This window comes from Streptomyces sp. PsTaAH-137 (genome assembly GCF_003259365.1).
GTDB lineage: Bacteria > Actinomycetota > Actinomycetes > Streptomycetales > Streptomycetaceae > Streptomyces.
On the sequence record NZ_QLLY01000002.1, the window covers coordinates 425,719 to 447,817 of the forward strand.

Genomic DNA, 22,099 nt, shown 5'->3' on the forward strand with positions numbered 1-22,099 from the left:
TGCGGGGCGCCGTAGGTGAACGGCTACCATCGCCGCCATGACAGACAGGCACCGAATCCCCGAACTTCCGCGCTTGGGCGTGGCCATCGTCACCATGGGCAACCGCCCCAAGGACGTGGACGCGCTGCTGGATTCGGTGGCCATGCAGGACGCTCCCCCGGTGCGCGTCGTCATGATCGGCAACGGCACGGTGCTGCCTGCTTACACCGGCTACCCCTTCGAGGTCACGACGGTCGAACTCGACGACAACCTCGGCTGCCCGGGCGGCCGTAACGTCGCGCTCGCCCGGCTCCGTGAGTTCGGCGACGTGGACGTGGCCGTCGAACTCGACGATGACGGACTGCTCGTGGCCGCCGATGTCTTCTCCACGATCCAGCGCCTGTACGCGGACGATGCGCGGCTCGGCGTCGTGGGGTTCCGCATCGCGGACGAGCACGGCGAGACGCAGCGCCGTCATGTGCCGCGGCTGCGCGCCAAGGACCCGATGCGGCGCGGCCTCGTGACCGCGTTCCTGGGCGGCGGGCACGCCTTCTCGATGGAGATGCTCGCCGAGACGGGCGACTGGCCCGCCGACTTCTTCTTCACGCACGAGGAGACGGACCTGGCGTGGCGGGCGCTCGACGCCGGCTGGAAGGTCCTCTACGAGCCGTCGCTGCTGCTCCAGCACCCGAAGACGTCCCCGGCGCGGCACGCGGTCTACCACCGGATGACCGCCCGCAACCGGGTCTGGCTGGCCCGCCGCCGCCTGCCGCTCCTGCTGATCCCCGTGTACCTGGGCGTCTGGACGGCGATCACCCTGCTGCGGACCCGCTCGCTCGGCGGGCTGCGCGCGTGGGCGGCCGGTTTCGTGGAGGGCGTGCGCACACCGGCCGGTGAGCGCCGCCCGATGAAGTGGCGCACGGTCCGGCACATGACCCGCCTCGGCCGCCCCCCGCTGATCTGACCCGGCCGCGCTGACCGATCGCGCAGTTCCCCGCGCCCCTGAGGCAGGCGCTTCGCGCCGCCTCCCCTGAGGCTGCGCTCCGCGCGCCTCTTTTGATGAGATGGCGCACGAAGTGCGCATCTCAGGGGCGCGGGGAACTGCGCGGCCAGCCCCCACCGGCCGTCAGCCGAACGGCAACCCGGGATCAGCCCTGCTGAGCGCGCCGCCGCCGAGTGGCGAACACCGTACCCGCACCCGCGGCCACGACCAGCGCGGCAGCCGCGGCCAGCGGACCGGCCGGGACATCGGCACCGGTGGAGGCCAGAGAGCCGCCGATGGTCGAGCCGGTCGTGCCGGTGCCACCGGTGGTGCCCGCGCCACCGGAGGCACTGCCCGAAGTACCGCCGGACGTACCGCCGTTGGAGCCACCGGAACCGCCCGGCAGCGCAGCGCCCTCGTCGAGGGAGACCGCGGCCGTGACCGGGTCGAGCGCGGCGCCCGCCTCGTAGAACCCGCCGAACGCCTTGGCGCCGTCGGCGGTGAGGGTGGCGGCGGCGCCGTCGAGCTCGACGATGTCGTCCTTGGCGGTGAGGTCGCCGGAGCCGAGCTTCAGGGTGGCGACGGTCAGGTCGTCGTACGTGGTGACCTTGCCGGACTCCCGGTCCTTGCTGGAGACGTCGGCGACGAGCTTGCCGGAGGTGCCCTTCGCCGTCACGTGCAGATCGCTGAACTGCAGGTCGAGGGCGTAGGCGCCGTCCTCCTCGTGGCCGAGGAAGCGGACCTTGCCGGCGAACTTGGCGTCGAGGGACTTGGCGTCGGCGTCGTAGCTGCCGCTCGCGTCGCCGAACCGGTAGACGGAGCCGTTCTTCGCGGCGCCGCCGCTCAGTTCGACCTTGCCGCCCGCGATGGGTCCGGTGATGTACGTACGGAAGGACTCCTTGACGCCCCAGTCCAGGTTGCCGTCGACGACCTCGCCGGAGACCGCGTCGGCGGGCTTCGTGGTCGTGGACGCGCTCGGCGACGGGGAGTTGGAGCCGCCGGTCGACGGGGACGGCGAGGTGGTCGCCGTCTCCGTCGGGGTCGCCTCCGGGGTCTTGGTGGGCGTCGGCGAGGAGGTGGACGGGGAGGCGGCCATGACGGTCAGCGTCGCCGCGTCGAGCGCGGTGCCCTCCTTGTACATGCCGTTGAAGGCCGCGGCGCCGTCGGCGGTCAGCGTCGCCGGGATGTCCTTGAAGGTCATCGCGCCACCGGCACCCTGGCCGGGCCTGACAGCGGAGAGGTCGAGGGTGGCGAACTCGATGTCGTCCTGGACGGTGCCGTTGAGGGAGACGTCGGCGTCGATGTGACCGGTGGTGCCGGACGTCACGACCTTCACGTCGCTGATCTTGATGTCGAAGCCGTGCGCCTTCGAGGCGAAGCGGACGGCGCCCTTGAAGGCGGTGTCGGTGCCGTGCGTCGTCGTGTCGTAGCTGCCGGTGCCGTCGGTGAAGGTGAACGCGCCGTTGTCGGCGGCCTGCGTGGCGCCGTCGGTGGCCTCGATCGACCCGGCGGCGATCCCGGTGACGTACTTGCGGAAGGACTCCTTGACGCCCCAGTCGAGCGTGCCGTTCTTCAACTCGATGCCGGACGAGGAGCCTTCGGCGGCGACGGCGGGCAGGGCGAGGGCGCCGGCCCCGAGCGCGACGACGGTGGCCGTGGCGGCGGCGAGGGCTATCGGGTGTCTGGCGATGCGTGCCATGGGGGTGGTTCCTCCTTGGTGTGGATCATGTTCTGGGTGGGCCGTCGAGGGTGGACGGCCGCTGGGGAGAGGGAAGTTGAGGGGGCTAGCGCCGGGCTGCGCGACCGCGGCGGATCAGCAGGCCCGCGGCGGCCGCCAGGACGACCACGACGGCGGCGACGATCCCGGCGACCGCTCCCCGGGACAGGCCCGCGTCGGTCTCGGCCGCGGCCGGTTCGGCGGCCCGCGACGCCTTCGCCTTGGCGGTGGGCGTCGGCGACGCCGAGCTGCCGAGGTCGGGCAGGGCCGGGAGGCTCGCGTCGGCGTCGAGGGCTACGGCCAGGGAGACGGGGTCCATGGCGGTGCCCTTCTTGTACATCCCGCCGAACGCCTTCGCTCCGGCGGCGGTGAGCACGGCCGGGGCCTCACTGACGGCCACGAGCCCGTCCTCGGCCTTGAGTTCACCGGTCTTGAACGTCACGAGCGCGGCGTCCTCGGCGGTCTTGCCGTCGCTGGTCGTGTCGGCGCGCAGGGTGCCCTTGCCGTCGGCGACGGTGACGCTCACGTTTGCGAGCTTCAGGTCGAGGCCGTGCTCGCCGGTGAAGCGGACGGACCCGTCGAACGCGGCCTTCAGGGACTGCTTCTTCTTGTCGTACGTGCCCGAGCCCTCGGGGAAGCGGAACAGCGCGCCGCCGTCCTGCGCCCCGTCGCCGAGGGTCCACTCGCCCTGGGCGATGTCCCCGGTGACGTACTCGCGGAAGGTGCGCCGCACGCCCCAGTCGACAGCTCCGTCGTGCAGTTTCCCGGTGGCGTCCTGCTTCGCCTTCTTCGCCTTCTCCTTCTTCGACTCGGCCTTCTTCGTGGCCGTGGCCGACGGCTCGGCCTTCTGGGGCGCGACGTCCGCGGACAGGCTCACCGGGTCGAGCGCGGTGCCCGCCGTGTAGTACCCGGCGAAGGACTGCGCACCCTGTGAAGTGAGCGTGGCGGGAAGGTTGTTGAGGGCCACGGCGTTCCCGTCGCCCTTCATGTTGATCCCGCCCAGGGAGAGGGAGGCGAAGGGCACCTGGCGGGACGACGTGACCGCCCCGGTGCCCTTCGCCTTGCTCACGACATCGACGTACAGCGTCCCGGAGCCGCCCGCGATGCGGACGGTCGGGTTGCTGATGGTCATGTCGAGTTCGTACGTCCCGTTGGACTTCTTGTGGCCGACGAAGTGCACGCCGCCGGAGAAGGAGGACGAGAAGGCGCCGGACGACCCGTCGTACGAGCCGCGCGCCGAGTGGAAGCGGAACTGGCTGGCGCCGACCGTGGCCGCGCCGCCCGTCAGCGAGTAGGAGCCCTGCGCGATGGGCCCGGTGATGTAGCTCTGGAAGGACGCCTTCACGCCCCAGTCGAGCCGGCCGCCCTGCACGGTGCGGGCCGCGGCGTGCGCGCCCGCGACCGGGAGCAGGGCGCCGAGCAGCGCGGTGAACAGGGTGACGGCAAGGACGCGGAGACGTATCCGGGCGCGTCGGGGCATGGCTCTTCCTCCGGGTGACCGTCACCAGACCCTGGCGACTTAGGTAAGGCTAACCTAAACTATGATCGCCTTTGTCAACAGCCCCTCCGACCACGACAGGACGGTGTCCGCGTGTCCACGCACGGCGCCCTCGCGCACTCCCCCCGACGGACGGGGGTGCTGATCTCCGTACTGCTCCTGGCGCTCGCGCTGCTCGCCACCGCCTGCTCGGGCACCACCACCAAGACCACCGCGGGTCCACGGACCACCGCGAAGGCGGCGACGGCGAACCGCGTCGAGCCGCTCAGCCCCTCCCCCACGCCGAAGCTGCCCGCCACGGTCGACTCGGCCGACGGCAAGCGGGTCACCGTGCGCGAGGCCGACCGGATCGTGCCGCTCTCCGGCAGCCTGAGCGAGCTGGTGTTCACGCTCGGGCTCGGCGGGCACGTGGTCGCGCGCGACATCACGGCCACGTTCACGCAGGCGGAGAAGCTGCCGGTGGTCACCCGCAACCACGACGTGTCCGCCGAGAGCGTGCTGTCCCTGAAGCCGGACCTGGTGCTGGCCGAGACCACGAGCGGGCCCGCCGAGGCCATGCAGCAGATCCGCGACGCGGGCATCCCGGTCGTCGTGATCGGCCCGGCGAAGGGCCTGTCCGACGTCGGCACCCGCATCCAGGCCGTCGCGGACACCCTCGGCGTCCCGGCCGCGGGCAAGGAGCTGACCCGGCGCTCCGAGGACCGGATCGACGCCGTGCGCAGGACGATCCCGAAGCCGAAGAGCGAGAAGGACCGGCCGCGGGTCGCCTTCCTCTACCTGCGCGGCTCGGCCTCCGTCTACCTCCTCGGCGGCAAGGAGTCGGGCGCCGGCTCACTCCTGGAGGCGGCGGGCGCGGTCGACGCGGGCGCTGCCTCGGGCCTGAAGAAGGACTTCACCGCGATCACCAGCGAGGCGCTGGCGAAGGCGGCACCGGACGCGATCCTCGTCATGAGCAAGGGACTTGAGTCCGTCGGCGGGATCGACGGCATGGTGAAGATCCCGGGCGTCGCCGAGACCCCGGCGGGCGTGGACCGCAGGGTCGTCTCGGTCGAGGACGGCGTCCTGCTCAACTACGGCCCCCGCACCGACCAGGTGCTGCGCTCGATCGTGAAGCAGCTCTACGCGACGGACGGTCCCTGAGATGACGGCGACCGCGACCCCGCCGACGGCGGCCGGGCCGAAGCCGCCCGCCGCAGCCCCTCGGACGCGACGCAGCACGGCCTGGCTGCTGACGGCCGGACTCGCCGCGGCTCTGCTGCTGCTCGCCCTGCTCTCCGCGGGCATCGGCGCCTACCACATCGCGCCCGGCGACATCCTGGCCTCGGTCCAGCACCGGGCCGGGCTCGGCGGGCACGCGCTCGACCGGGTCGGCGAATCGGTCCTGTGGAACGTCCGCCTGCCCCGCGTCGTCCTCGCCCTCCTCGTCGGCGCCTCGCTGGGCTGCGCGGGCGCCCTGATGCAGGGCGTGTTCGGCAACCCGCTCGCCGAGCCCGGCGTCATCGGCATCTCGTCGGGCGCGGCGGTCGGCGCGGTCGGCTGCATCGCGCTCGGCCTGAACTTCTTCGGTACGTGGACGATCACGGTCTGCGCGTTCGTGTCGGGCCTCGCCACGGTGCTCGTCGTCTACGTCATGTCCCGCTCGGGCGGCCGCACGGAGGTCGTCACGCTGATCCTGACCGGCATCGCCGTGAACGCCTTCGCGGGCGCGCTGATCGGCCTGTTCCTGTCCTACGCGGACACGGCCGCCGTCAACCAGATCACGTTCTGGCAGCTGGGCTCGCTGGCGCAGGCGACGTGGCCGAAGGTCCTCGCGGTCCTGCCCTGCGCGGCCGCCGGCCTGCTGATCGCGCCCTTCTACTCCCGCCGGCTCGACCTGCTCTCGCTGGGCGAACGCCCCGCGCGGCACCTGGGCGTGGACGTGGAGAAGCTGCGGATCACGCTCATCCTCGTCATCGCGCTGCTCACGGCGGCGGCCGTGGCGGTGTCAGGTGTCATCGGCTTCGTCGGCCTGGTGATCCCGCACCTGCTGCGGATGCTGGCCGGTCCCGGTCACCGCTTCCTCGTCCCCGGCAGCGCGCTCGGCGGCGCGGTCGTCCTGGTGGGGGCCGATCTCGCCGCGCGCACGGTGGCGGCGCCCGCCGAACTCCCCATCGGGGTGCTCACCGCGCTGACCGGCAGCCCGTTCTTCTTCTGGCTGCTGCGCCGCACCCGCCGCAAGCAAGGAGGCTGGGCATGAAGAGGCCGGTCATGAAGAGGTGGACCCGCTCACGGACGCTCCCCGAGCGGTACGCGCCCGGGGACACGGTCGCCGAGGCCCGCGCCCTCCGCGTCGACCTCGGCGGCCGGACCGTGCTCTCCGGCGTCGACCTGACGGTGCGGGCGGGCGAGGTGCTGGCTCTGGTCGGCCCCAACGGCGCAGGGAAATCGACCCTGTTGGCGGCACTGGCGGCGGACCTCCCCGTCGGCGCGGGCGACCTGCTGCTCCACGGCCGCCCGGCGTCCGCCTGGTCGGCACCCGAACTGGCCCTGCGCCGGTCCCTGTTGCCCCAGTCGGCGACGCTGTCCTTCCCGTTCCCGGTGGCGGACGTGGTGCGGATGGGACGGGCGCCCTGGGCGGGCACGGCGTACGAGGACGAGGACGAGGCGGTGATCGCGGCGGCGCTGGCGGCGACGGAGACGACGCCGTTCACGGCCCGCCCGTTCGCCGCGCTGTCCGGCGGCGAACGCGCCCGGGTCGCCCTGGCCCGCGTCCTCGCCCAGTCCGCCCAGCTCCTCCTCCTGGACGAGCCGACGGCCGCCCTCGACCTGCGCCACCAGGAACTGGTCCTGCGCGTCTGCCGGGAGCGGGCCGCCGCCGGTGACGCGGTGGTCGTGGTCCTGCACGACCTGGGCCTGGCCGCCGCCCACGCCGACCGGACAGCGGTGCTCCACGGCGGCCGGGTCACAGCGGCGGGCCCCCCGGCCGAGGTCTTCACGGGGCCGCTGCTCAGTGAGGTGTACCAGCATCCGGTGGAGGTACTGCCGCATCCGGGGAGTGGGGCGCCTTTGGTGGTGCCGGTGCGGCACTAGGTGCTTGGCTGGGCCTCATGGTTGTCGTCGTCACGAGCGTCATCGCGGTCCTGGGCACCTTGCTGGGTGCGTCCCTCAGCCACCTGCTCCAGAGCAGGACCACGGCTCGCTCCGAGCGGTTCGCCCGGGGCGAGCGGCTGCGCCAGGAACGGATCGACGCCTACTGCACGTTCGGCGGGGCCCTGGCCAACTACCGCCGGGGTCAGATGGATTACTGGTACCCGCGACACGACGGCCGCACCGATGACCCAGCCGACCTGCACGAACTGCGGCGCGAGGCACAGCGGTTGCGGGCAGGGGCGATGGAGGCGATGTTCCGCGTTGAGCTACTGACCGATGCCCCCGCGCTTCCGGCGCTCGCTCGCCGGGCGATGGATGCGGTGGACCGCATACCGCGGGCCGGCGACCGCGACGAGCTGGAGATCGCGCGGAACGCATCCCGCACCCTCATTCACGAGTTCATCGCGGCGTCCCGGCCCCACGTCCAACTCCCCTGACGCCTCGGGGGTCAAATGGCGTCGAGGCTCCGCCCGGTGGTCCGGGGCCCGAGCAGCCGCACGTTCACGCACAGCAGCACCATCAGCACGCCGGACCCGGCGAACACGGCCGTGGCGCCCAGGTCGTCGAGCACGTCGAGCGCGACGAACGGCAGGACCACCGAGGTGAGCCGGGACAGCGAGTAGGCGATGCCGATGGCGCTGGAGCGCAGGCCGGTCGGGAAGATCTCCGTCTGGTAGACGTGGAAGGCGTTGGAGAAGATGTTGCTGCAGACGGTGAGCGCGAACCCGGCGCCGACGATCAGCCAGGAGGCGGACGCGAACCCGAAGACGAGCCCGAGACCGGCGATGCCGAGCGCCGAGGCGATGATCAGCGACCGGCGTTCGACGCGGTCGATCAGCGGCACGGACAGCGCCGAGCCGACCGGGTAGCCGAGATAGCTGAGGGCCGCGTAGGTCAGGGACTCGGTGACGGTGTGGCCCTTCGCCTGGAGCACGACCGGGGCGAGGGAGCCGAAGCCGTAGTAGCCGACGGTCTGGAGGACCTGGAAGATCCACCACATGACGGTGCGGCGCGCGTAGGGCGGCTTGAACATGCGCTTGAGCGGCACCCGTTCCTCGGTGACGGCGGCGAGCGGGTTCGCGCCCGCGCCGGGGTCGACGCCGGTGCGCGCCTCGATGTCCCGGACGATCGCCTCGGCCTCGGCGTGCCGCCCGCGCGAGGCGAGCCAGCGCGGCGACTCGGGCAGCCGGGTACGCAGGAGCTGGATGAACGCGGCGCCGCACGCCCCCGCCACCAGCAGCCACCGCCACCCGTCGATGCCGAGCAGTTCGTGCCTGGCGACGAGCCGGGCGCCGAGCAGCGCGGCGACCGGCACTCCGACGAAGCCGAAGGTGTAGGCCCAGGCGATGTACCGGCCGCGCACGGCTCGGGGCAGGAACTCCGCCAAGTACGTGTCCACGAGGACGAGTTCGGCGCCGAGCCCGAGCCCGGCGAGGAACCTGAGCACGGACAGCTGGGTGGCGTCCTGGGCGAAGGCGCAGGCGAGCGAGAAGAGCGAGTAGAGCCCGAGGTTGACGAGGAACATCCGCCGCCGCCCGAACCGGTCGGCGAGCACCGAGAGCACATTGGCACCGACGAACATCCCGAGGAACCCGGAGGCGATCAGCCACGACTTCTGGTCGCCCGACAGCTGCCAGGGCTCGGCGAGCGCGGCGGCGAGGACGCCGCCGAGGAACACCTCGTACAGATCGAAGAAGGCCCCGATCCCGACGATCGCGGTCAGCCGTCTGTGCCACCCCCCGGCCTTCAACCGGTCGAGCCGCTCCGCCGCCGCCATGCCCTGTGCACTCATGGCGCCCGACGTTAGCTGCATAGGACACGCACATGAAAGAGGTGTTTCACCTGATGGAAGCCCAGGTGGGAGGTGGGGGCAGACGAGTCGGGCTGTACGCCGGGTTCTGTACCCCGGGACCTCGCGGTCGTCGGGGTGACGGCCATCCATCTAGGGCCGGCGTTGCCACCGGCCTCGTGCGGTCTACCCGCGAACTCGGGCGGGCAGCCCTCGATCGTCCGCGCAGAGTCACCGAAGTGACTCCTCTTGACCTTGCTCCAGGTGGGGTTTACCTAGCCGCCTGAGTCACCTCAGGCGCTGGTGGTCTCTTACACCACCGTTTCACCCTTACCCGGCGCCGAAGCACCGGGCGGTCTGTTTTCTGTGGCACTGTCCCGCGGGTCACCCCGGGTGGCCGTTAGCCACCACCTTGCCCTGTGGAGCCCGGACGTTCCTCGGGAGGTTCCGAAGAACCCCACGCGGCCGCCCGCCCGGCTCGTCTGCCGTCCGGCCATCTTACCTGCCGGTTCAGAGGAAGTCGGCCGTCTCCAGATCGAAGGCGAAGGGCTCAGGCAGGGCGACGGTCTTGCCGAAGGGGCGGGTGCAGTGCTCCCGGTAGTCGTCGCCCTCTGGGTCACTGAAGAGGGTCACCGAGGAGGCGTCCCGGTCGATGAGCAGGTAGAGCGGGATACCGCCCTGGGCGTAGCAGCGGCGCTTCGCCTCTCGGTCGGCCTGCGGCTTGCTGGAGGTCACTTCGACCACCAGGGCGACCCCCTCGCAGGGCATCCAGGGGTCGGCGCCGCGGAAGAGGCGGCGTTCCGCCGGTGCGAAGGTGCCGTCCGGGATCGCGTGATTCTTGGGGCAGGCGCCTCCGCGCTTGAGTTTCAGTCCCTTGTTCCCGGAAAACTGCATGTCGGTCCGCGAACGCCTGATCACCTGGTTCAGGACCAGGCCGATGTAGTCCTCGTGGTCCCCGTCCGGCGGTGGCGTCACGACGATCTCCCCCTCGATCAGCTCCGCCCGGAATCCCTCCGGGGTGTCCAGCGCGAGGAAGCCCTCCAGCAGGACGTCTGCCTGCGTGAGCGGCTCGTGTGCCATGGCGGTCATGTCACGCGCCTCCTTCGGTCGCTCGCCACGCTGGGGCATCGGGGGATCTCCTGTCGCCGAGATCGGGGACCGTTCCCTCGATCGTGGCACAGCCCGGGCCGGGGGCGGGCCTCAGCCGCGCAGTGCTCGCGCGCCCGTCGCCCACGCCTCGTCCAGGTCCGCGCCGTCGGGGAAACGGCCGTGGAGTTCCAGGATCACCATGCCGTGGGCGAATGCCCAGGCCGCGCGGGCCAGGTCGTGGTCGTCGGCGCAGGCGCGCATCAGGGGGGCCGCCGCCCGGTCCTCCAGGCCCTCGGGCAGGGCGTGGCGGGGCAGGGGGCGTTCGGTGGCGAGGCGGTAGAGGTGGGGGTGGGCGAGGGCCCAGGAGCGGTAGGCCGTCATCAGCGCGGGGAGCGATCCCGGGGCCGTGCGCTCCGCCTCCTCGCAGGCCTCGGCCGACTCGGTGAGCATCTGCGCGACGAGTTCGGCCTCGACGGCGTACTTGTCGGGGAAGTGCTTGTAGAGCGACGGGGCCTTGATGCCCAGGCGGTCGGCCAGGCCCCGCATGGTCAGGGCGTCGGGTCCTGACTCCTCCAGCAGGGCCCTGGCCTCCGCCGCGATCTCGGTGGCGCGGGGCGTGAGGCGTCGCCCGGTGGGAGCATCAAGCACGCTGGAAGCCCTCCTTGGTCCGCAGTCCGTAGCCGAAGGCGCGATCGTACGAGATGTGGGCGAGCCAGCCGCACAGGCCCGCGAAGAGCGGCGCCCAGGTGAGGGACAGCAGCGTGTAGGCGACCATCAGGGCCAGCGGGATCAGGGCGCGGTGGGCCGTGTTGTAGAAGGGCACGGCGCGGGCCGGGAGCTGCCCCTTCTCGACGTGCCGGGCATCACCGGCGGCTGCCAGGAACGTCAGGTCGGGCGCGATGAAGAGGGCGAGCGCGAACAGCCCCGCGAGCCAGCCGTGATTGACGCCCTCCAGCACCGCGAACGCCGACCAGAAGAGCGCGAGTGCGAGCCAGGCGGTGCGGCGGGCCGTACGCAGGGCGGGCTTGAGCGGTGTGGTCGTGGTGGGTGCGGTGGTGCTCATCGGGGCCTCCCGGAGAGTCTGACGGCACTCGGTGGCTAACATCGTTAGCCGAGCGGTACCAGAACCGTACGGCTAACAGCGTTAGCGGTCAAGGCTCCGCTTGACCTTGCCGCAACGTCAACGTTTCTACTGAAGTCATGCGGATCGGAGAGCTGGCCCGGATCGTCGGGGTCACCACACGGGCCATCAGGCACTACCACCACCTCGGGCTGCTTCCCGAGCCCGAGCGGCTGGGGAACGGGTACCGGGAGTACGGGCTGCGGCACGCCGTGGAGCTGGCGCGGATCCGGCGGCTGACCGAGCTGGGGCTCGGGCTCGGCGAGGTGCGGGACGTGCTCGCCGAGGACGCCGGGCGGGACCTCGTCGAGGTGCTGGCCGAGCTGGACGCGGATCTCGCGCGGCAGGAGGCGGCCCTGCACGAGCGGCGGGTGCGACTGCGGGCGCTGCTCGACGACGCGGAACGGCAGGGAGGGCTGCCCGCGGGGAGTCCTCTGTCCCCCGAACTCGCCTCCTTCTTCGCAAAGTTGGGGGACGTCGACCTCGATTCGCCGATGGCCGTCAAGGACCGCGAGGTGCTGGCCCTCGTCGACGCGACGGCGCCGCCCGAGGCGCGGGCGGAGCTGATGGCCGTCCTGGGGCCCGCGCTCACCGCGCCGGGCGCCCTGGACTCCGTACGCGAGGTGTACGCCCTGCTCGACGCGCTCGCCGAGGCCGGGCCGGACGATCCGCGGGTGGCCGAGGCGGCCCGGGCGCTGCTCGGCTGGCTGCCGGCGGACCTGCCGACGGCGGAGGGCATCGAGCAGCACGCGCTCCTCGACGCGTTCCTCGGCGACTTCTCCCCCGCGCAGGCGGAGGCCGTACGGCTCGCGATGCGGATGGCGGAGGAGGAGCGGTGAAGCGCGTTCTCCGGCACGAACTGCGGGTGCTGGTGAGCCTCGGGATGTGGGTGGCGCGGCGGCGGCACGGGGTTCCGGCGGGGGCCGGCGCCTTCTCGTACGCGCGGGGACAGGCCGTGATGATGTACGCCCTCGTGTTCGTCTGCGTCGTCGAGTCGTGCGGGATGTGGGTGCTGCTGCGCGGGCTGCCGGTCCTGCACGCGGTCGTCACGGTCCTGGACGTCTACACCGTGCTGATGTTCCTCGGGCTGCACGCCGCCGCCGTCACCCGGCCGCACGTGGTCACGGCCGACGCGCTGCGGGTGCGCCGCGGGGCCCAGGTGGACCTGTGGATACCGTTCGAGCGGATCGCGCGGGTGCGGCGGGAGAGCCGGTTCACGCACACCCCCGCCGACGGCGAACTGAATCTGGACGTCGGCGCACACACCAGCTTGACCGTTGAACTCGACGAGGCCGTACGGCACTTCAGCTTCTTCGGGCGGGCGCGGGAGGTGCGGGTCGTGCGGCTCTACGCGGAGGACACCGACGCGCTCGACCGGGCTCTCGCCGCCGCGCTCACGCGGGCGCGAAAAGGACCTTCGCCTGTCCCGGGTCCGCCTGGGTGAGCCGTACGCGCAACTGCTCCCCCAGCGGGAGATCGGCGGAGCCGCCCTCGATGCGGGCGACCACGGCCGGGTCGGTCAGCTGGACGGTGCCGACGGCCGGTTCGTGGTCCTTCACGTCGACGACCACGGCGTCGAACAGTTCCCCGACCCGGTTGCGCAGCAGCGCCGCCTCGACGATGTCGACGCACTCGCGCTCCACGGCGTTGGCGCGCCGGGTGCCGTCGGCCATCTCCTTGGGCAGGCCGGGCAGCGCCGCGAGCACCCACTCCGGCGGGGCCTGCCCGGCGACCGCGGCGAGGCACAGCTCGGACGCGTAACGGTCGACGAGGCGGCGCAGCGGCGCCGTGCAGTGCGTGTACGGGGCGGCGACGGCGGCGTGCGTGGTCAGCTCGGGCAGCTCGCCGCCGGTGAACACGGTGTAGCCCGCGCCGCGCAGCAGCGTCGTGCACTCCTGGAGGAAGGCCGCGTGGTGCGGGTCGTGCGGGTCGAGGGACCGGACGAGGGCCGCGTACGGGACGTGGTGCGGCCAGTCGATGTGCAGGGCCTTCGCGCTGTGGCGCAGGCGGCCCACGGCGCCGTCGGGGGCGGCGGGCAGGGTGCGCAGCACTCCGTCGCCCGCGGCGAGCATCAGGTCGGCGGCGGCCATGCCGGTGAGCAGGGAGATCTGGGCGTTCCAGGAGTCGGCGGGCAGCGGGGCGCGGAAGGCCAGCCTGTAGTCGTCCCCGTCGGTCTCGATCTCCTGCTCGGGCACGTCGAGGGAGATGCCGCCGCGCTCCTGCTCCAGGCGTTCGCGCAGCGTGCCGATGGCGCGGAGCAGGGCGACGGGTTCCTCGGCGGTGCCGTCGTCGATGGCCTTCTGCACGCCCGCGTAGTCGAGTTTCGCGCGGCTGCGGACGAGGGCGCGGGTGACGTCGGTGGCGACGGTCCGCCCGTCCGCGTCGAGGTCGATCGTCCACAGCACGGCGGGGCAGGTCTGGCCCGGCAGCAGGCTGGCCGCGCCCTCGCTCAGCACGGTCGGGTGCAGCGGCGTCTTCCCGTCGGGGAAGTACAGGGTCGTCACGCGCCGGTGGGCCTCGGCGTCGAGCGCGCCGCCGGGCGCGACGAAGGCGGCCACGTCGGCGATCGCGTACCGCACCCGGTAGCCGCCGCCGGGCCGCCGCGACAGGTGCATGGCCTGGTCGAGGTCGGTGGAGGTGGGCGGGTCGACGGTGAAGAAGGGGATGTCCGTCTCGTCGCGCTCGGGCAGTCTCGGCGCGGCGGCGGCCGCCTCGGCCTCGGCGAGCACCTCGGCCGGGAACTCCGCGGGCACGTCGAGCCGCGTACGCAGGTCGCTCAGTACGGCACCGAGCGGCTCCCGCGCGGCGCCGGTCACACGGAGGTGGCGGAGGGGCATGGCACCGAGCGTAGGCGTCGGTGGCCTGGTCGGCACGCCGTACGCTGGGGCTCTGTCGTCGCCCGTCGTTCCGTACGTGTATGAGGAGAGCCCGTGCTTGTGCTGTTGCCGCCGTCGGAGGGTAAGGCCGCTTCCGGACGCGGGGCACCGCTGAAGCCGGAGGGGCTTTCGCTGCCGGGGCTCGCCGAGGCGCGGGCCACCGTTCTGGACGAGTTGGTCGAGCTGTGCGCCGCCGATGAGGACAAGGCGCGCGAGGTGCTGGGCCTGAGCGAGGGGCTGCGCGGCGAGATCGGGAAGAACGCTGAGCTGCGCACGGCCGGGGCCCGGCCCGCCGGGGAGATCTACACCGGAGTGCTCTACGACGCCCTGGACCTGGCCTCGCTCGACGCCGCCGCGAAGAAGCGGGCCGCGCGCTCGCTGCTCGTCTTCTCGGGGCTGTGGGGCGCGGTGCGGGTGACGGACCGGATTCCGTCGTACCGCTGCTCGATGGGCGTGAAGCTGCCGGGGCTCGGTGCGCTCGGCCCGTACTGGAAGGCGCCGATGGCCGAGGTGCTGCCCGAGGCGGCCGGGGACGGGCTCGTGCTCGATCTGCGGTCGGCGGCGTACGCGGCGGCCTGGAAGCCGAAGGGCGGGCCGGCGGAGCGGACGGCCGGGGTGCGGGTGCTGCACGCGCCGACCCGCAAGGTCGTCAGCCACTTCAACAAGGCGACCAAGGGCCGGATCGTCCGCGCTCTGCTCCAGTCCGGCGCCGCACCGGCCGGCCCCGCCGAACTCGTCGACTTACTGCGCGAGTTGGGCTACACGGTCGAGGTCGAGGAGCCCGCGAAGCCGGGGCGGGCATGGAGCCTGGACGTGCTGGTGGACGAGATTCACTGACAGCGAGCAGAGGCATTCATTGCAGCATGCGCAACGACCTTTGCGCATGCTGCTCCACGCGAGGCAGGATGAGGCCATGACCTCCTCTGCCGCTGCCTCCGTGCTCGATCTCGCCCCCGTCGTTCCCGTCGTCGTCGTGGAGGACGCCGCCGACGCGGTGCCGCTCGCACGGGCGCTGGTCGCGGGCGGGCTGCCCGCGATCGAGGTGACCCTGCGCACGCCCGCCGCGCTCGACGCGATCCGCGCGATCGCGGACGGGGTGCCGGAGGCGGTCGTCGGCGCGGGCACGATCATCTCGCCCGGAAACGTCGCCGACTCGGTCGCCGCCGGGGCCCGTTTCCTGGTCAGCCCGGGGTGGACGGACGCGCTGCTGGTCGCGATGCGCGGGTCCGGGGTGCCGTTCCTGCCGGGCGTCTCCACGACGTCGGAGGTCGTGGCGCTCCTGGAGCGCGGGGTGACCGAGATGAAGTTCTTCCCCGCCGAGGCCGCTGGTGGCGCCGCCTATCTGAAGTCCCTCGCGAGCCCGCTGCCGCAGGCCCGGTTCTGCCCGACCGGCGGGATCTCCCCGGCCAACGCGGGCTCGTACCTGGCGCTGAAGAACGTCGGCTGCGTCGGCGGGAGCTGGATGCTGCCGGGCGACGCCATCGCCGCGAAGGACTGGGGCCGCGTCGAGTCGCTGGCCCGCGAGGCGTGCGCTATCGCAGGTGAGCTGTCTCGTTGAGCAGGCGCACGCTGGCGTTGCCGTCGGCGTAGTACGCGATCGTGCTGAGGGACGCCGCCGAGAGGTCCATCCTGAACAGGGCCTCCGGCGGGGCGCCCAGCGCCAGGCGCACCAGGGTCTTGATCGGCGTCACGTGCGTGACCAGCAGGACCGTGCGGCCCCGGTAGGTCCCGGTGAGACGGTCGCGGGTCGCGGCGACCCGGGCCGCCACCGCCGCGAAGCTTTCGCCGCCGCCGGTGGGGGGCGCGTCCTGGGATGCCAGCCAGGCGTCCATGTCGGCCGGGTGGCGGTCCCGGACCTCCTTGAAGGTCAGGCCTTCCCAGGCGCCGAAGTCCGTCTCGCGCAGGCCGGTCTCGGTCGTGACGTCCAGGTTCAGGCGGGCCGCTGCCGCCTGGGCCGTTTCCTGGCAGCGCTTGAGGGGGGATGCCACGATCGCGTCGATCGTGGCTCGCTCGTGCAGCGCCGCCGCCGCCCGGGTCGCTTGGTGCCGACCCGTGTCCGACAGCTCCGGGTCGGTGCCGCCGCTGCCCGAGAAACGCTTCTCGGGAGTGAGGGCGGTTTCGCCGTGGCGGAGCAGGATGAAGGTGGTGGGGGTGCCGAGGTCCGGGGGCGTCCCGCCGTTGGCGGTTGCTGATTCGGGTGCGACTGCTGCGCCGTCGTGGTTGCTCGCGCAGTTCCCCGCGCCCCTGACGGAGCCCCGATCGTCCTGGGCCCCGTCAGGTGGCCGGTGCACTAGAGGCCCGACTCCGAGGTGCGGACCAGGATGCGGCGGCAGTTCTCGCAGCGGACCACGGCGTCGGGGGCCGCGGCGCGGACCTCGTTCAGCTCCGTGATGTTCAGCTCCAGGCGGCAGCCCTCGCAGCGGCGCTGGAAGAGCTTGGCGGCGCCGACGCCGCCCTCCTTCTCGCGGAGCTTGTCGTAGAGCTTCAGCAGGTCGGCCGGGATCGAGGCCGCGACGACCTCGCGCTCCTTGCCGACCGACGACGCCTCGGTGTCCAGCTCGCCGGCGGCCTGGTCACGGCGGGCCGTCGCGTCGTCGATCTTCGCCTGGACGGAGGCGAGCCGGTCGGTCAGCTCGCTCACCCGCTCCTGCGCGGACTCACGGCGCTCCATGACCTCCAGGACGACGTCCTCGAGGTCGCCCTGGCGCTTGGCGAGCGAGGCGATCTCCCGCTGGAGGTTCTCCAGGTCCTTGGGCGAGCTGACGGTCCCGGAGTCGAGACGCTTCTGGTCGCGGGCGGCACGCTGGCGGACCTGGTCGACGTCCTGCTCGGCCTTGGTCTGCTCGCGGGCGCAGTCGCTCTCCTCGGTGGTCGCGGCGACGTGCAGGTCACGCAGCTGCGTGAGGTCCTTGCCGAGCGACTCCAGTTCGGCGTGCTCGGGCAGCGACTTCTTCTTGTGCGCGAGCTGCTGGAGGCGGACGTCCAGGTCCTGGACGTCCAGGAGACGGATCTGGTCGGCGGGCGCGGCGTTCAGTTGGGGGCTCCAAAGGTAGAGAGGGGGTTGTTGGACGCCGCGTGGGCGGTCCAGGGGTCGGTGGGTGTGCGCGAGACATGGACGCGCAGGCCCCAGCCTTCGCGGTCGGAGATCTGCTCCAGCTGGCTCGCGGCCAGCTCGCACCACGGCCACTCGGTGGCCCAGTGCGCGGCGTCGAGCAGCGCCAGGGAGGAGTGCTCGCGGGCCTCGCTCACCGGGTGGTGGCGCAGGTCGGCGGTGAGGAAGGCGTCGACGCCCGACGCGCGTACGTCGTCGAAGAGGCTGTCGCCCGAGCCGCCGGAGACCGCGACGGTGCGGATCGTCGCGTCGAGGTCGCCCGCGACGCGGATGCCCTGGGCGGTGCCGGGGAGCCGGTCGGCGGCGGTGCCCGCGAGCTCGCGCAGGGTCACCGGGTGGTCGAGTTCACAGATCCGGCCGAGGCCGCGGCGGCCCGAGGGGTCCGCCGGGTCGGGCACCAGGGGGCGTACGACGCGGACGCCGAGGGCGCCCGCGAGGGCGTCGCTCACGCCGGGGTCGGCCTTGTCGGCGTTGGTGTGGGCGACGTGCAGCGCGATGTCGTTCTTGATCAGCGTGTGGACGACCCGGCCCTTGAAGGTGGACGCCGCGACCGTCGTCGTACCGCGCAGATAGAGCGGGTGGTGCGTGATCAGCAGGTCCGCGCCGAGCTTCACGGCCTCGTCCACGATCTCCTGGACCGGGTCGACGGCGAACAGCACCCGGGTGACCTGGGCTTCCGGGTCGCCGACGACCGTGCCGACCGCGTCCCATCCCTCGGCGAGGGAGGCGGGCCAGAGGGTGGCGAGCGCGGCGGTTACTTCAGACAGGCGGGGCACGCAGACAGGTTACCTGCGCCGCGTGCCCCGGCCCTAAGCGTGGTTACTTGACCAGGTTCGCCCGCAGGTCCTTCAGGACCTCCTGGGCGGCCGTGACGCCGAGTCCGAGGTACCAGGTCTCGTCCGGGACGTCCTTGGCCTGCCCCTTCTCGACCGCGCCGAGCTTCTTCCAGAGCGGGTTGTCCTCGGCGCTCGCGCGCTGGGTCTTCTTCGCGTCGCCGTAGACGCCGGTGAAGATCCAGTCGGCGTCCGCGGAGTCGATCTTCTCCGGGCTGATCTCCGTCGCCAGGTCGTCGATCTGCTGGTTCTTCGGGCGCGGGATGCCGGCGTCGTCGAGGATCGTGCCGATGAAGGAGGCCTTGGCGTAGAGGCGGATGCGGTCCGGCATGTAGCGGAGCATCGTCACGGTGGGGGCCGTGCCGCCGTTGGCCTTCTTCACGTCGGCGCCGAGCTGCTTCACGTTCTTGTCGTACGCGGCGAGGTTCGCCTCGGCCTTGGCCTTCTCGTCGAGCGCGGAGGCGTTGAGGAGGTAGTTCTCCTTCCACGTGAAGCCGGGGCGGATGGAGAAGACGGTCGGGGCGATCTTCGCGAGCTGCGGGTAGAGCTTGGCGGCGCGCAGCTCGCTGCCGAGGATCAGGTCGGGGTGGAGGCCCGCGATGGCCTCCATGTTGAGGGCGTTGATGGTGCCCACGTTCTTGGGGCTGCCCGCGTCCTTCTTCAGGTAGGACGGGATGCCGTCGTCGCCCTCGGTGGGGGCGTAGCCGACGGGCTTGATGCCGAGGGAGACGACGTTGTCGAGCTCGCCGACGTCGAGGACCACGACGCGCTGCGGCTTCTTCTTGATCTCGGTCTTGCCGAGCGCGTGGGTGAGGGTGCGCGGGAACTCGCCGGCCTTCGCCGTCGTGCCCATCCTCGCGGTCTGCTCGGCGGCCTTCGAGAAGTCGTCGCCGCCCTGGGCCACGGCCTTGGAGCCCGCGCCGTTGTCACCGCTCGCCCCGCCGGAGCCGTCGTCCCCGGAACCGCAGGCGGTGAGGGCGAGTGCGGCGGCCGCCGTGGCGGCGAGGGCCGCGACGCGCGTACGGGGGCGTATGAGCATGGGTGTGCTCCAGTTCCGGGTACACAAGATGTGCACAGCAATTAGTTAGGCAAACCTAACATCAGCCAGGTCGGGGCCCGTTCGCCGCTCCCCCGCCCCCCAGCACATCCGGCGTACGCCTCTCAGCAGATTGCGGGCACGGCCACCCTTTGGTGTGAAGCGGGCGGTCGTGAATGCCCTGGAGGTACGTACGAAAACTAGCTTCGGCCGTGGAGGACACCCAGGGGGGACGAGCGGAGGTGACAGATCCCCATGACGGCCTTGGCCTTGGAGACCGAGCCGGAGAGGCGGCCGCGGCCGCCGCGCACCGGCTGTGTGATCACGGCGGACGCGTCGTACGCGGCGCGGCTCGCGTACGACGGCACCTCGTGGTTCCCGCAGCGGTGGACGCTGGACGGCCCTGAGCCGTACGCGGTGCCGCTGCCCGGCCACCAGCCCGAGGAGCCGGACACCGATGTGCTGCCGCTGACCGACGGGCGGGTGCTGATCCGGCGCCGGGCCGACGGCAGGCGCCATCTGTTCGCCCTGCTGTACCCGACGGGGCCGGAGACCGGCGAGGTGCCGCTCGGCGCCGTGGAGTGCGACGAGCTGGAGCTGCTGCCGCCGTCGCCGGACGGGCGCAGCGCGTACGCCCTGGAGCCGGGCGAGAAGTCCACTCATGTGTGGCTGGTGGCGGGCGGGTCGTTCGGCCCCGAGCATGTGGCCGAGGTGCCGGGGCGGTGTTCGGGCGGGGTGTGGCTGGACCGTGGGGGGCGGCTGCTCGCGCTCGACCGGGAGCCGGCCGACGGTGGGCCGGTGAAGACGGTCGCGGTCGATCTGGAGCGGGGCGGCGAGGTGACGCCGCTCCTCCAGATCACGGAGGAGAGCGACGACCGGCTGCTCATCGCCGATCTCGACAGCGGGCTCATCCTGGTCCGCTCGGACGCGGCGACCCCGGGGGAACCGCGGCTCGGCTGGGGTGTGCTGGGCTCGACGCTGCCCATCCGCTTTCCGCAGGCGCTGCGGGTCGCGGACTGCACGGTGACGCCGTTCGCGGTGCAGCCCGGGCAGACGCTGCTGCCGGAGAGCTGCGCGGTGGCGCTGCGCATCGACGGCCCCGCGGGAGCCGACGGCGCGCCGTGGATCGGGTTGTGGCGGCCGTCCGACGCGCCGTTGCATCAACTGGCCGCTCCGGAGGGCTGGTTGACCGGGAGCGGGTTCTGGTCACGCGAAGGAGTGCTTTCTCTTCCTTGTGTGACGCAGGAGGTGTCATGCGGTCTCGCTCGGGTATGCGCCCCGGAGCCATCGGTTCCGGCCGCGGACGGACAACCCGCCCCGGCCGTGCCCGAGGCGCCGTCGGCACCGCGTCCCGTCCCGTTGGGGCAGGCGCCGCTCGGTGGGCGCACGGCGGGTGGTTAGACTCGCCGGGCTGTAAGTCAAGGATCTTGTAAGGGTTTACGGGGTGAGTTTTCCGATGACGGAAAGCAACGGCAGGAACGGAAGCACGGAGACCATGGAGCGCCATGAGCGCGTGGAGGCTTCGGCCTCCGGTGGTTCCGGGCGGCATCGCGGCACGGTCACCGCGTCGGCGGCGGCTCCGAGCGAGCAGCCCGAGCCGCGTGGGCGGCATCGCGGGGCGCGGGCCGACGAGGCCTAGGGTCCGCTTTCAGGACAGGAGGGGCCCGGTGACCGATCGGTCACCGGGCCCCTCCTGCGTTCTCTGGGGTCAGCCGTGTTTGAGGCCGAGCACCTCCGCCGCCGCGAAGGTCTCGTTCGGCGGGCGGTCCTGGTAGTGCGGGGTGAGCAGCGCGTCGAGTTCGTCGTACGTGAACGCGTCCTTCTCCGTGTCGAACTTCGCCCGCACCTGCGGCCGTTCGACGATCGCGACCATGCCGCCGTGCACGACGAGGAGCTGGCCGTTCACGTGCGACGCGGACGGGCCCGAGAGGTAGCCGACCAGCGGGGCCACGTGTTCCGGGGCGAGCGGGTCGAGCCCTTCGGCGGGCTCGGCGAACCCGGCGAAGACGTCTTCCGTCATCCGGGTGCGGGCCCGGGGGCAGATGACGTTCGCCGTGACGCCGTACTTGACCAGGGCCAGGGCCGTGGAGGTGGTGAGTCCGACGATTCCGCCCTTCGCCGCCGCATAGTTGGGCTGGCCGGCGCTGCCCGCCAGGAACGCCTCCGAGGATGTGTTCACGATGCGGCCGTAGACCGGGGCGCCGGTCTCCTTCGAGCGGTCGCGCCAGTGGCGGGCCGCGAAGTGGGTGGTGTTGTAGTGGCCCTTGAGGTGGACGTGGATGACCGAGTCCCATTCGTCCTCGGTCATCGAGAAGATCATGCGGTCGCGGAGGATGCCGGCGTTGTTGACCAGGATGTCGAGCTGTCCGTAAGTGTCGACGGCCAACTGGACCAGTTCTGCGGCCTGCTGGTGGTCGGCCACGTCGCCGGTGTGGGCGGTGGCCGTGCCGCCTGCGGCGCGGATCTCCTGGGCGACCTGTTCGGCGGGGGTGGCGTCCGCCTCCCCCGAGCCGTCCCTGCCGGGCCGGCCGAAGTCGTTGACGACGACGTTCGCGCCGAGGCGGGCCAGTTCCAGAGCCTCGGCGCGGCCCAGGCCGCGGGCGGCTCCTGTGACGATTGCCGTGCGGCCCTTGAGCGGCGTTGACATGGTGGGCGTGTCCTCTCGGTTCGGGTCCGCGACATCTCTCGGGCGCGGCGCCGTCGTGGCTGATCGCGCAGTTCCCCGCGCCCCTGGGGCACCGGGCACGCCTGCCCACCAAGCCCCTCCGGCGATTGAGGAGCGGGGGCCGGGGCGGAGCCCCGGGTTCAGGGGAGCTCTTCGGGTGCGGCGCCGTCGTGGCTGGTCGCGCAGTTCCCCGCGCCCCTGGGGCACCGGGCACACCTGCCCACCAAGCCCCTCCGGCGTTTGAGGAGCGGGGGCCGGGGCAGAGCCCCGGGTT

Annotated in this window: 22 protein-coding genes, 1 other RNA gene and 1 pseudogene; 11 read left to right on the plus strand and 13 right to left on the minus strand. The window is 72.3% G+C overall.

The genetic code is table 11. The features are described from left to right. Nucleotides 1-37 precede the first annotated feature (37 nt). Entirely contained in the window at nucleotides 38-943 is a 906-nt protein-coding gene (locus K377_RS05500; RefSeq protein WP_111661986.1) for a glycosyltransferase family 2 protein, read from the plus strand. A gap of 184 nt (nucleotides 944-1,127) precedes the next feature. Here the strand turns inward: K377_RS05500 and K377_RS05505 are convergent, their stop codons facing one another. Both K377_RS05505 and K377_RS05510 read right to left on the minus strand, forming a co-directional pair. Beyond that, complete coding sequence (locus K377_RS05505; RefSeq protein ID WP_111661987.1) at nucleotides 1,128-2,660, minus strand: HtaA domain-containing protein; 1,533 nt, start codon at nucleotides 2,658-2,660, stop codon at nucleotides 1,128-1,130. A gap of 85 nt (nucleotides 2,661-2,745) precedes the next feature. Then, on the minus strand, nucleotides 2,746-4,158 hold the full coding sequence (locus K377_RS05510) for an HtaA domain-containing protein (RefSeq protein ID WP_111661988.1): 1,413 nt from the start codon (nucleotides 4,156-4,158) through the stop codon (nucleotides 2,746-2,748). Between the two features lie 111 nt (nucleotides 4,159-4,269). Here K377_RS05510 and K377_RS05515 point away from each other — a divergent pair, with 111 nt between their 5' ends. From K377_RS05515 to K377_RS05530, 4 genes are read left to right on the plus strand one after another with little or no spacing between them, the layout of a single operon-like run. Continuing rightward, nucleotides 4,270-5,316: a hemin ABC transporter substrate-binding protein gene (locus K377_RS05515; protein ID WP_111661989.1), complete on the plus strand. Its 1,047-nt coding sequence runs from the start codon at nucleotides 4,270-4,272 to the stop codon at nucleotides 5,314-5,316. A gap of 1 nt (nucleotide 5,317) precedes the next feature. After that, on the plus strand, nucleotides 5,318-6,412 hold the full coding sequence (locus tag K377_RS05520; protein ID WP_111661990.1) for an iron ABC transporter permease: 1,095 nt from the start codon (nucleotides 5,318-5,320) through the stop codon (nucleotides 6,410-6,412). Beyond that, nucleotides 6,409-7,245, plus strand: a complete 837-nt coding sequence (locus tag K377_RS05525) for a heme ABC transporter ATP-binding protein (protein WP_111661991.1) — start codon at nucleotides 6,409-6,411, stop codon at nucleotides 7,243-7,245. The genes K377_RS05520 and K377_RS05525 overlap by 4 nt, the downstream gene beginning before the upstream one ends. 17 nt (nucleotides 7,246-7,262) lie before the next feature. After that, nucleotides 7,263-7,742: a hypothetical protein gene (locus K377_RS05530; RefSeq protein WP_111661992.1), complete on the plus strand. Its 480-nt coding sequence runs from the start codon at nucleotides 7,263-7,265 to the stop codon at nucleotides 7,740-7,742. A gap of 11 nt (nucleotides 7,743-7,753) precedes the next feature. On the opposite strand, the gene K377_RS05535 is transcribed toward K377_RS05530, so the two are convergent. The 5 genes from K377_RS05535 to K377_RS05555 form a co-directional block, all read right to left on the minus strand. Further along, the gene (locus tag K377_RS05535) at nucleotides 7,754-9,097 is read right to left on the minus strand and encodes an MFS transporter (protein WP_181512482.1); all 1,344 of its coding nucleotides are present in this window, start codon (nucleotides 9,095-9,097) and stop codon (nucleotides 7,754-7,756) included. A gap of 79 nt (nucleotides 9,098-9,176) precedes the next feature. Then, nucleotides 9,177-9,575, minus strand: an RNA gene (rnpB, locus tag K377_RS05540) — RNase P RNA component class A. Nucleotides 9,576-9,604: 29 nt separating this feature from the next. Further along, a complete protein-coding gene (locus K377_RS05545) occupies nucleotides 9,605-10,174 on the minus strand; it encodes a Uma2 family endonuclease (RefSeq protein ID WP_111662200.1) in 570 nt (189 codons plus the stop codon). Between the two features lie 120 nt (nucleotides 10,175-10,294). Further along, nucleotides 10,295-10,831 (minus strand): TetR/AcrR family transcriptional regulator, encoded by a 537-nt coding sequence (locus tag K377_RS05550; protein WP_111661994.1) that lies wholly within the window; start codon nucleotides 10,829-10,831, stop codon nucleotides 10,295-10,297. Then, nucleotides 10,824-11,246, minus strand: a complete 423-nt coding sequence (locus K377_RS05555) for a DUF4260 family protein (RefSeq protein WP_111661995.1) — start codon at nucleotides 11,244-11,246, stop codon at nucleotides 10,824-10,826. Before K377_RS05555 ends, K377_RS05550 begins: the two co-directional genes overlap by 8 nt. 137 nt (nucleotides 11,247-11,383) lie before the next feature. Between K377_RS05555 and K377_RS05560 the strand changes: the two genes are divergently transcribed. Together K377_RS05560 and K377_RS05565 are read left to right on the plus strand one after the other, a co-directional pair. Continuing rightward, the gene (locus tag K377_RS05560) at nucleotides 11,384-12,142 is read left to right on the plus strand and encodes a MerR family transcriptional regulator (RefSeq protein WP_111661996.1); all 759 of its coding nucleotides are present in this window, start codon (nucleotides 11,384-11,386) and stop codon (nucleotides 12,140-12,142) included. A gap of 44 nt (nucleotides 12,143-12,186) precedes the next feature. Further along, on the plus strand, nucleotides 12,187-12,747 hold the full coding sequence (locus tag K377_RS05565; protein WP_237551535.1) for a hypothetical protein: 561 nt from the start codon (nucleotides 12,187-12,189) through the stop codon (nucleotides 12,745-12,747). Here the strand turns inward: K377_RS05565 and K377_RS05570 are convergent. Next, nucleotides 12,698-14,140 (minus strand): RNB domain-containing ribonuclease, encoded by a 1,443-nt coding sequence (locus tag K377_RS05570; RefSeq protein ID WP_111661998.1) that lies wholly within the window; start codon nucleotides 14,138-14,140, stop codon nucleotides 12,698-12,700. The genes K377_RS05565 and K377_RS05570 overlap by 50 nt on opposite strands. 93 nt (nucleotides 14,141-14,233) lie before the next feature. On the opposite strand from K377_RS05570, the gene yaaA reads away from it, so the two are divergent. Together yaaA and eda are read left to right on the plus strand one after the other, a co-directional pair. Then, complete coding sequence (gene yaaA, locus K377_RS05575; protein ID WP_111661999.1) at nucleotides 14,234-15,016, plus strand: peroxide stress protein YaaA; 783 nt, start codon at nucleotides 14,234-14,236, stop codon at nucleotides 15,014-15,016. A gap of 76 nt (nucleotides 15,017-15,092) precedes the next feature. Continuing rightward, entirely contained in the window at nucleotides 15,093-15,737 is a 645-nt protein-coding gene (eda, locus tag K377_RS05580; RefSeq protein ID WP_111662201.1) for a bifunctional 4-hydroxy-2-oxoglutarate aldolase/2-dehydro-3-deoxy-phosphogluconate aldolase, read from the plus strand. Here the strand turns inward: eda and K377_RS05585 are convergent. From K377_RS05585 to K377_RS05600, 4 genes and pseudogenes are all read right to left on the minus strand, one after another. Then, nucleotides 15,712-16,350: pseudogene (locus tag K377_RS05585) on the minus strand (histidine phosphatase family protein); the annotation flags it as partial. The gene eda and the pseudogene K377_RS05585 sit on opposite strands and share 26 nt — an antisense overlap. A gap of 119 nt (nucleotides 16,351-16,469) precedes the next feature. Beyond that, nucleotides 16,470-17,213 carry a zinc ribbon domain-containing protein gene (locus K377_RS05590; RefSeq protein WP_181512492.1) on the minus strand — a complete coding sequence of 248 codons (744 nt, stop codon included), beginning with the start codon at nucleotides 17,211-17,213 and terminating at the stop codon, nucleotides 16,470-16,472. Continuing rightward, nucleotides 17,210-18,067 (minus strand): Nif3-like dinuclear metal center hexameric protein, encoded by an 858-nt coding sequence (locus K377_RS05595; protein WP_111662001.1) that lies wholly within the window; start codon nucleotides 18,065-18,067, stop codon nucleotides 17,210-17,212. The genes K377_RS05590 and K377_RS05595 overlap by 4 nt, the downstream gene beginning before the upstream one ends. 43 nt (nucleotides 18,068-18,110) lie before the next feature. Then, nucleotides 18,111-19,163 carry an ABC transporter substrate-binding protein gene (locus tag K377_RS05600; protein ID WP_111662002.1) on the minus strand — a complete coding sequence of 351 codons (1,053 nt, stop codon included), beginning with the start codon at nucleotides 19,161-19,163 and terminating at the stop codon, nucleotides 18,111-18,113. A 252-nt stretch (nucleotides 19,164-19,415) separates the two neighbouring features. Between K377_RS05600 and K377_RS05605 the strand changes: the two genes are divergently transcribed. Further along, nucleotides 19,416-20,561 carry a hypothetical protein gene (locus K377_RS05605; protein ID WP_111662003.1) on the plus strand — a complete coding sequence of 382 codons (1,146 nt, stop codon included), beginning with the start codon at nucleotides 19,416-19,418 and terminating at the stop codon, nucleotides 20,559-20,561. Between the two features lie 55 nt (nucleotides 20,562-20,616). Continuing rightward, nucleotides 20,617-20,799: a hypothetical protein gene (locus tag K377_RS41290; RefSeq protein ID WP_146614687.1), complete on the plus strand. Its 183-nt coding sequence runs from the start codon at nucleotides 20,617-20,619 to the stop codon at nucleotides 20,797-20,799. 69 nt (nucleotides 20,800-20,868) lie between these two features. Here K377_RS41290 and K377_RS05610 read toward each other — a convergent pair whose 3' ends face one another. Next, nucleotides 20,869-21,807, minus strand: a complete 939-nt coding sequence (locus tag K377_RS05610; RefSeq protein ID WP_111662004.1) for a 3-oxoacyl-ACP reductase — start codon at nucleotides 21,805-21,807, stop codon at nucleotides 20,869-20,871. Between the last annotated feature and the right edge of the window lie 292 nt (nucleotides 21,808-22,099).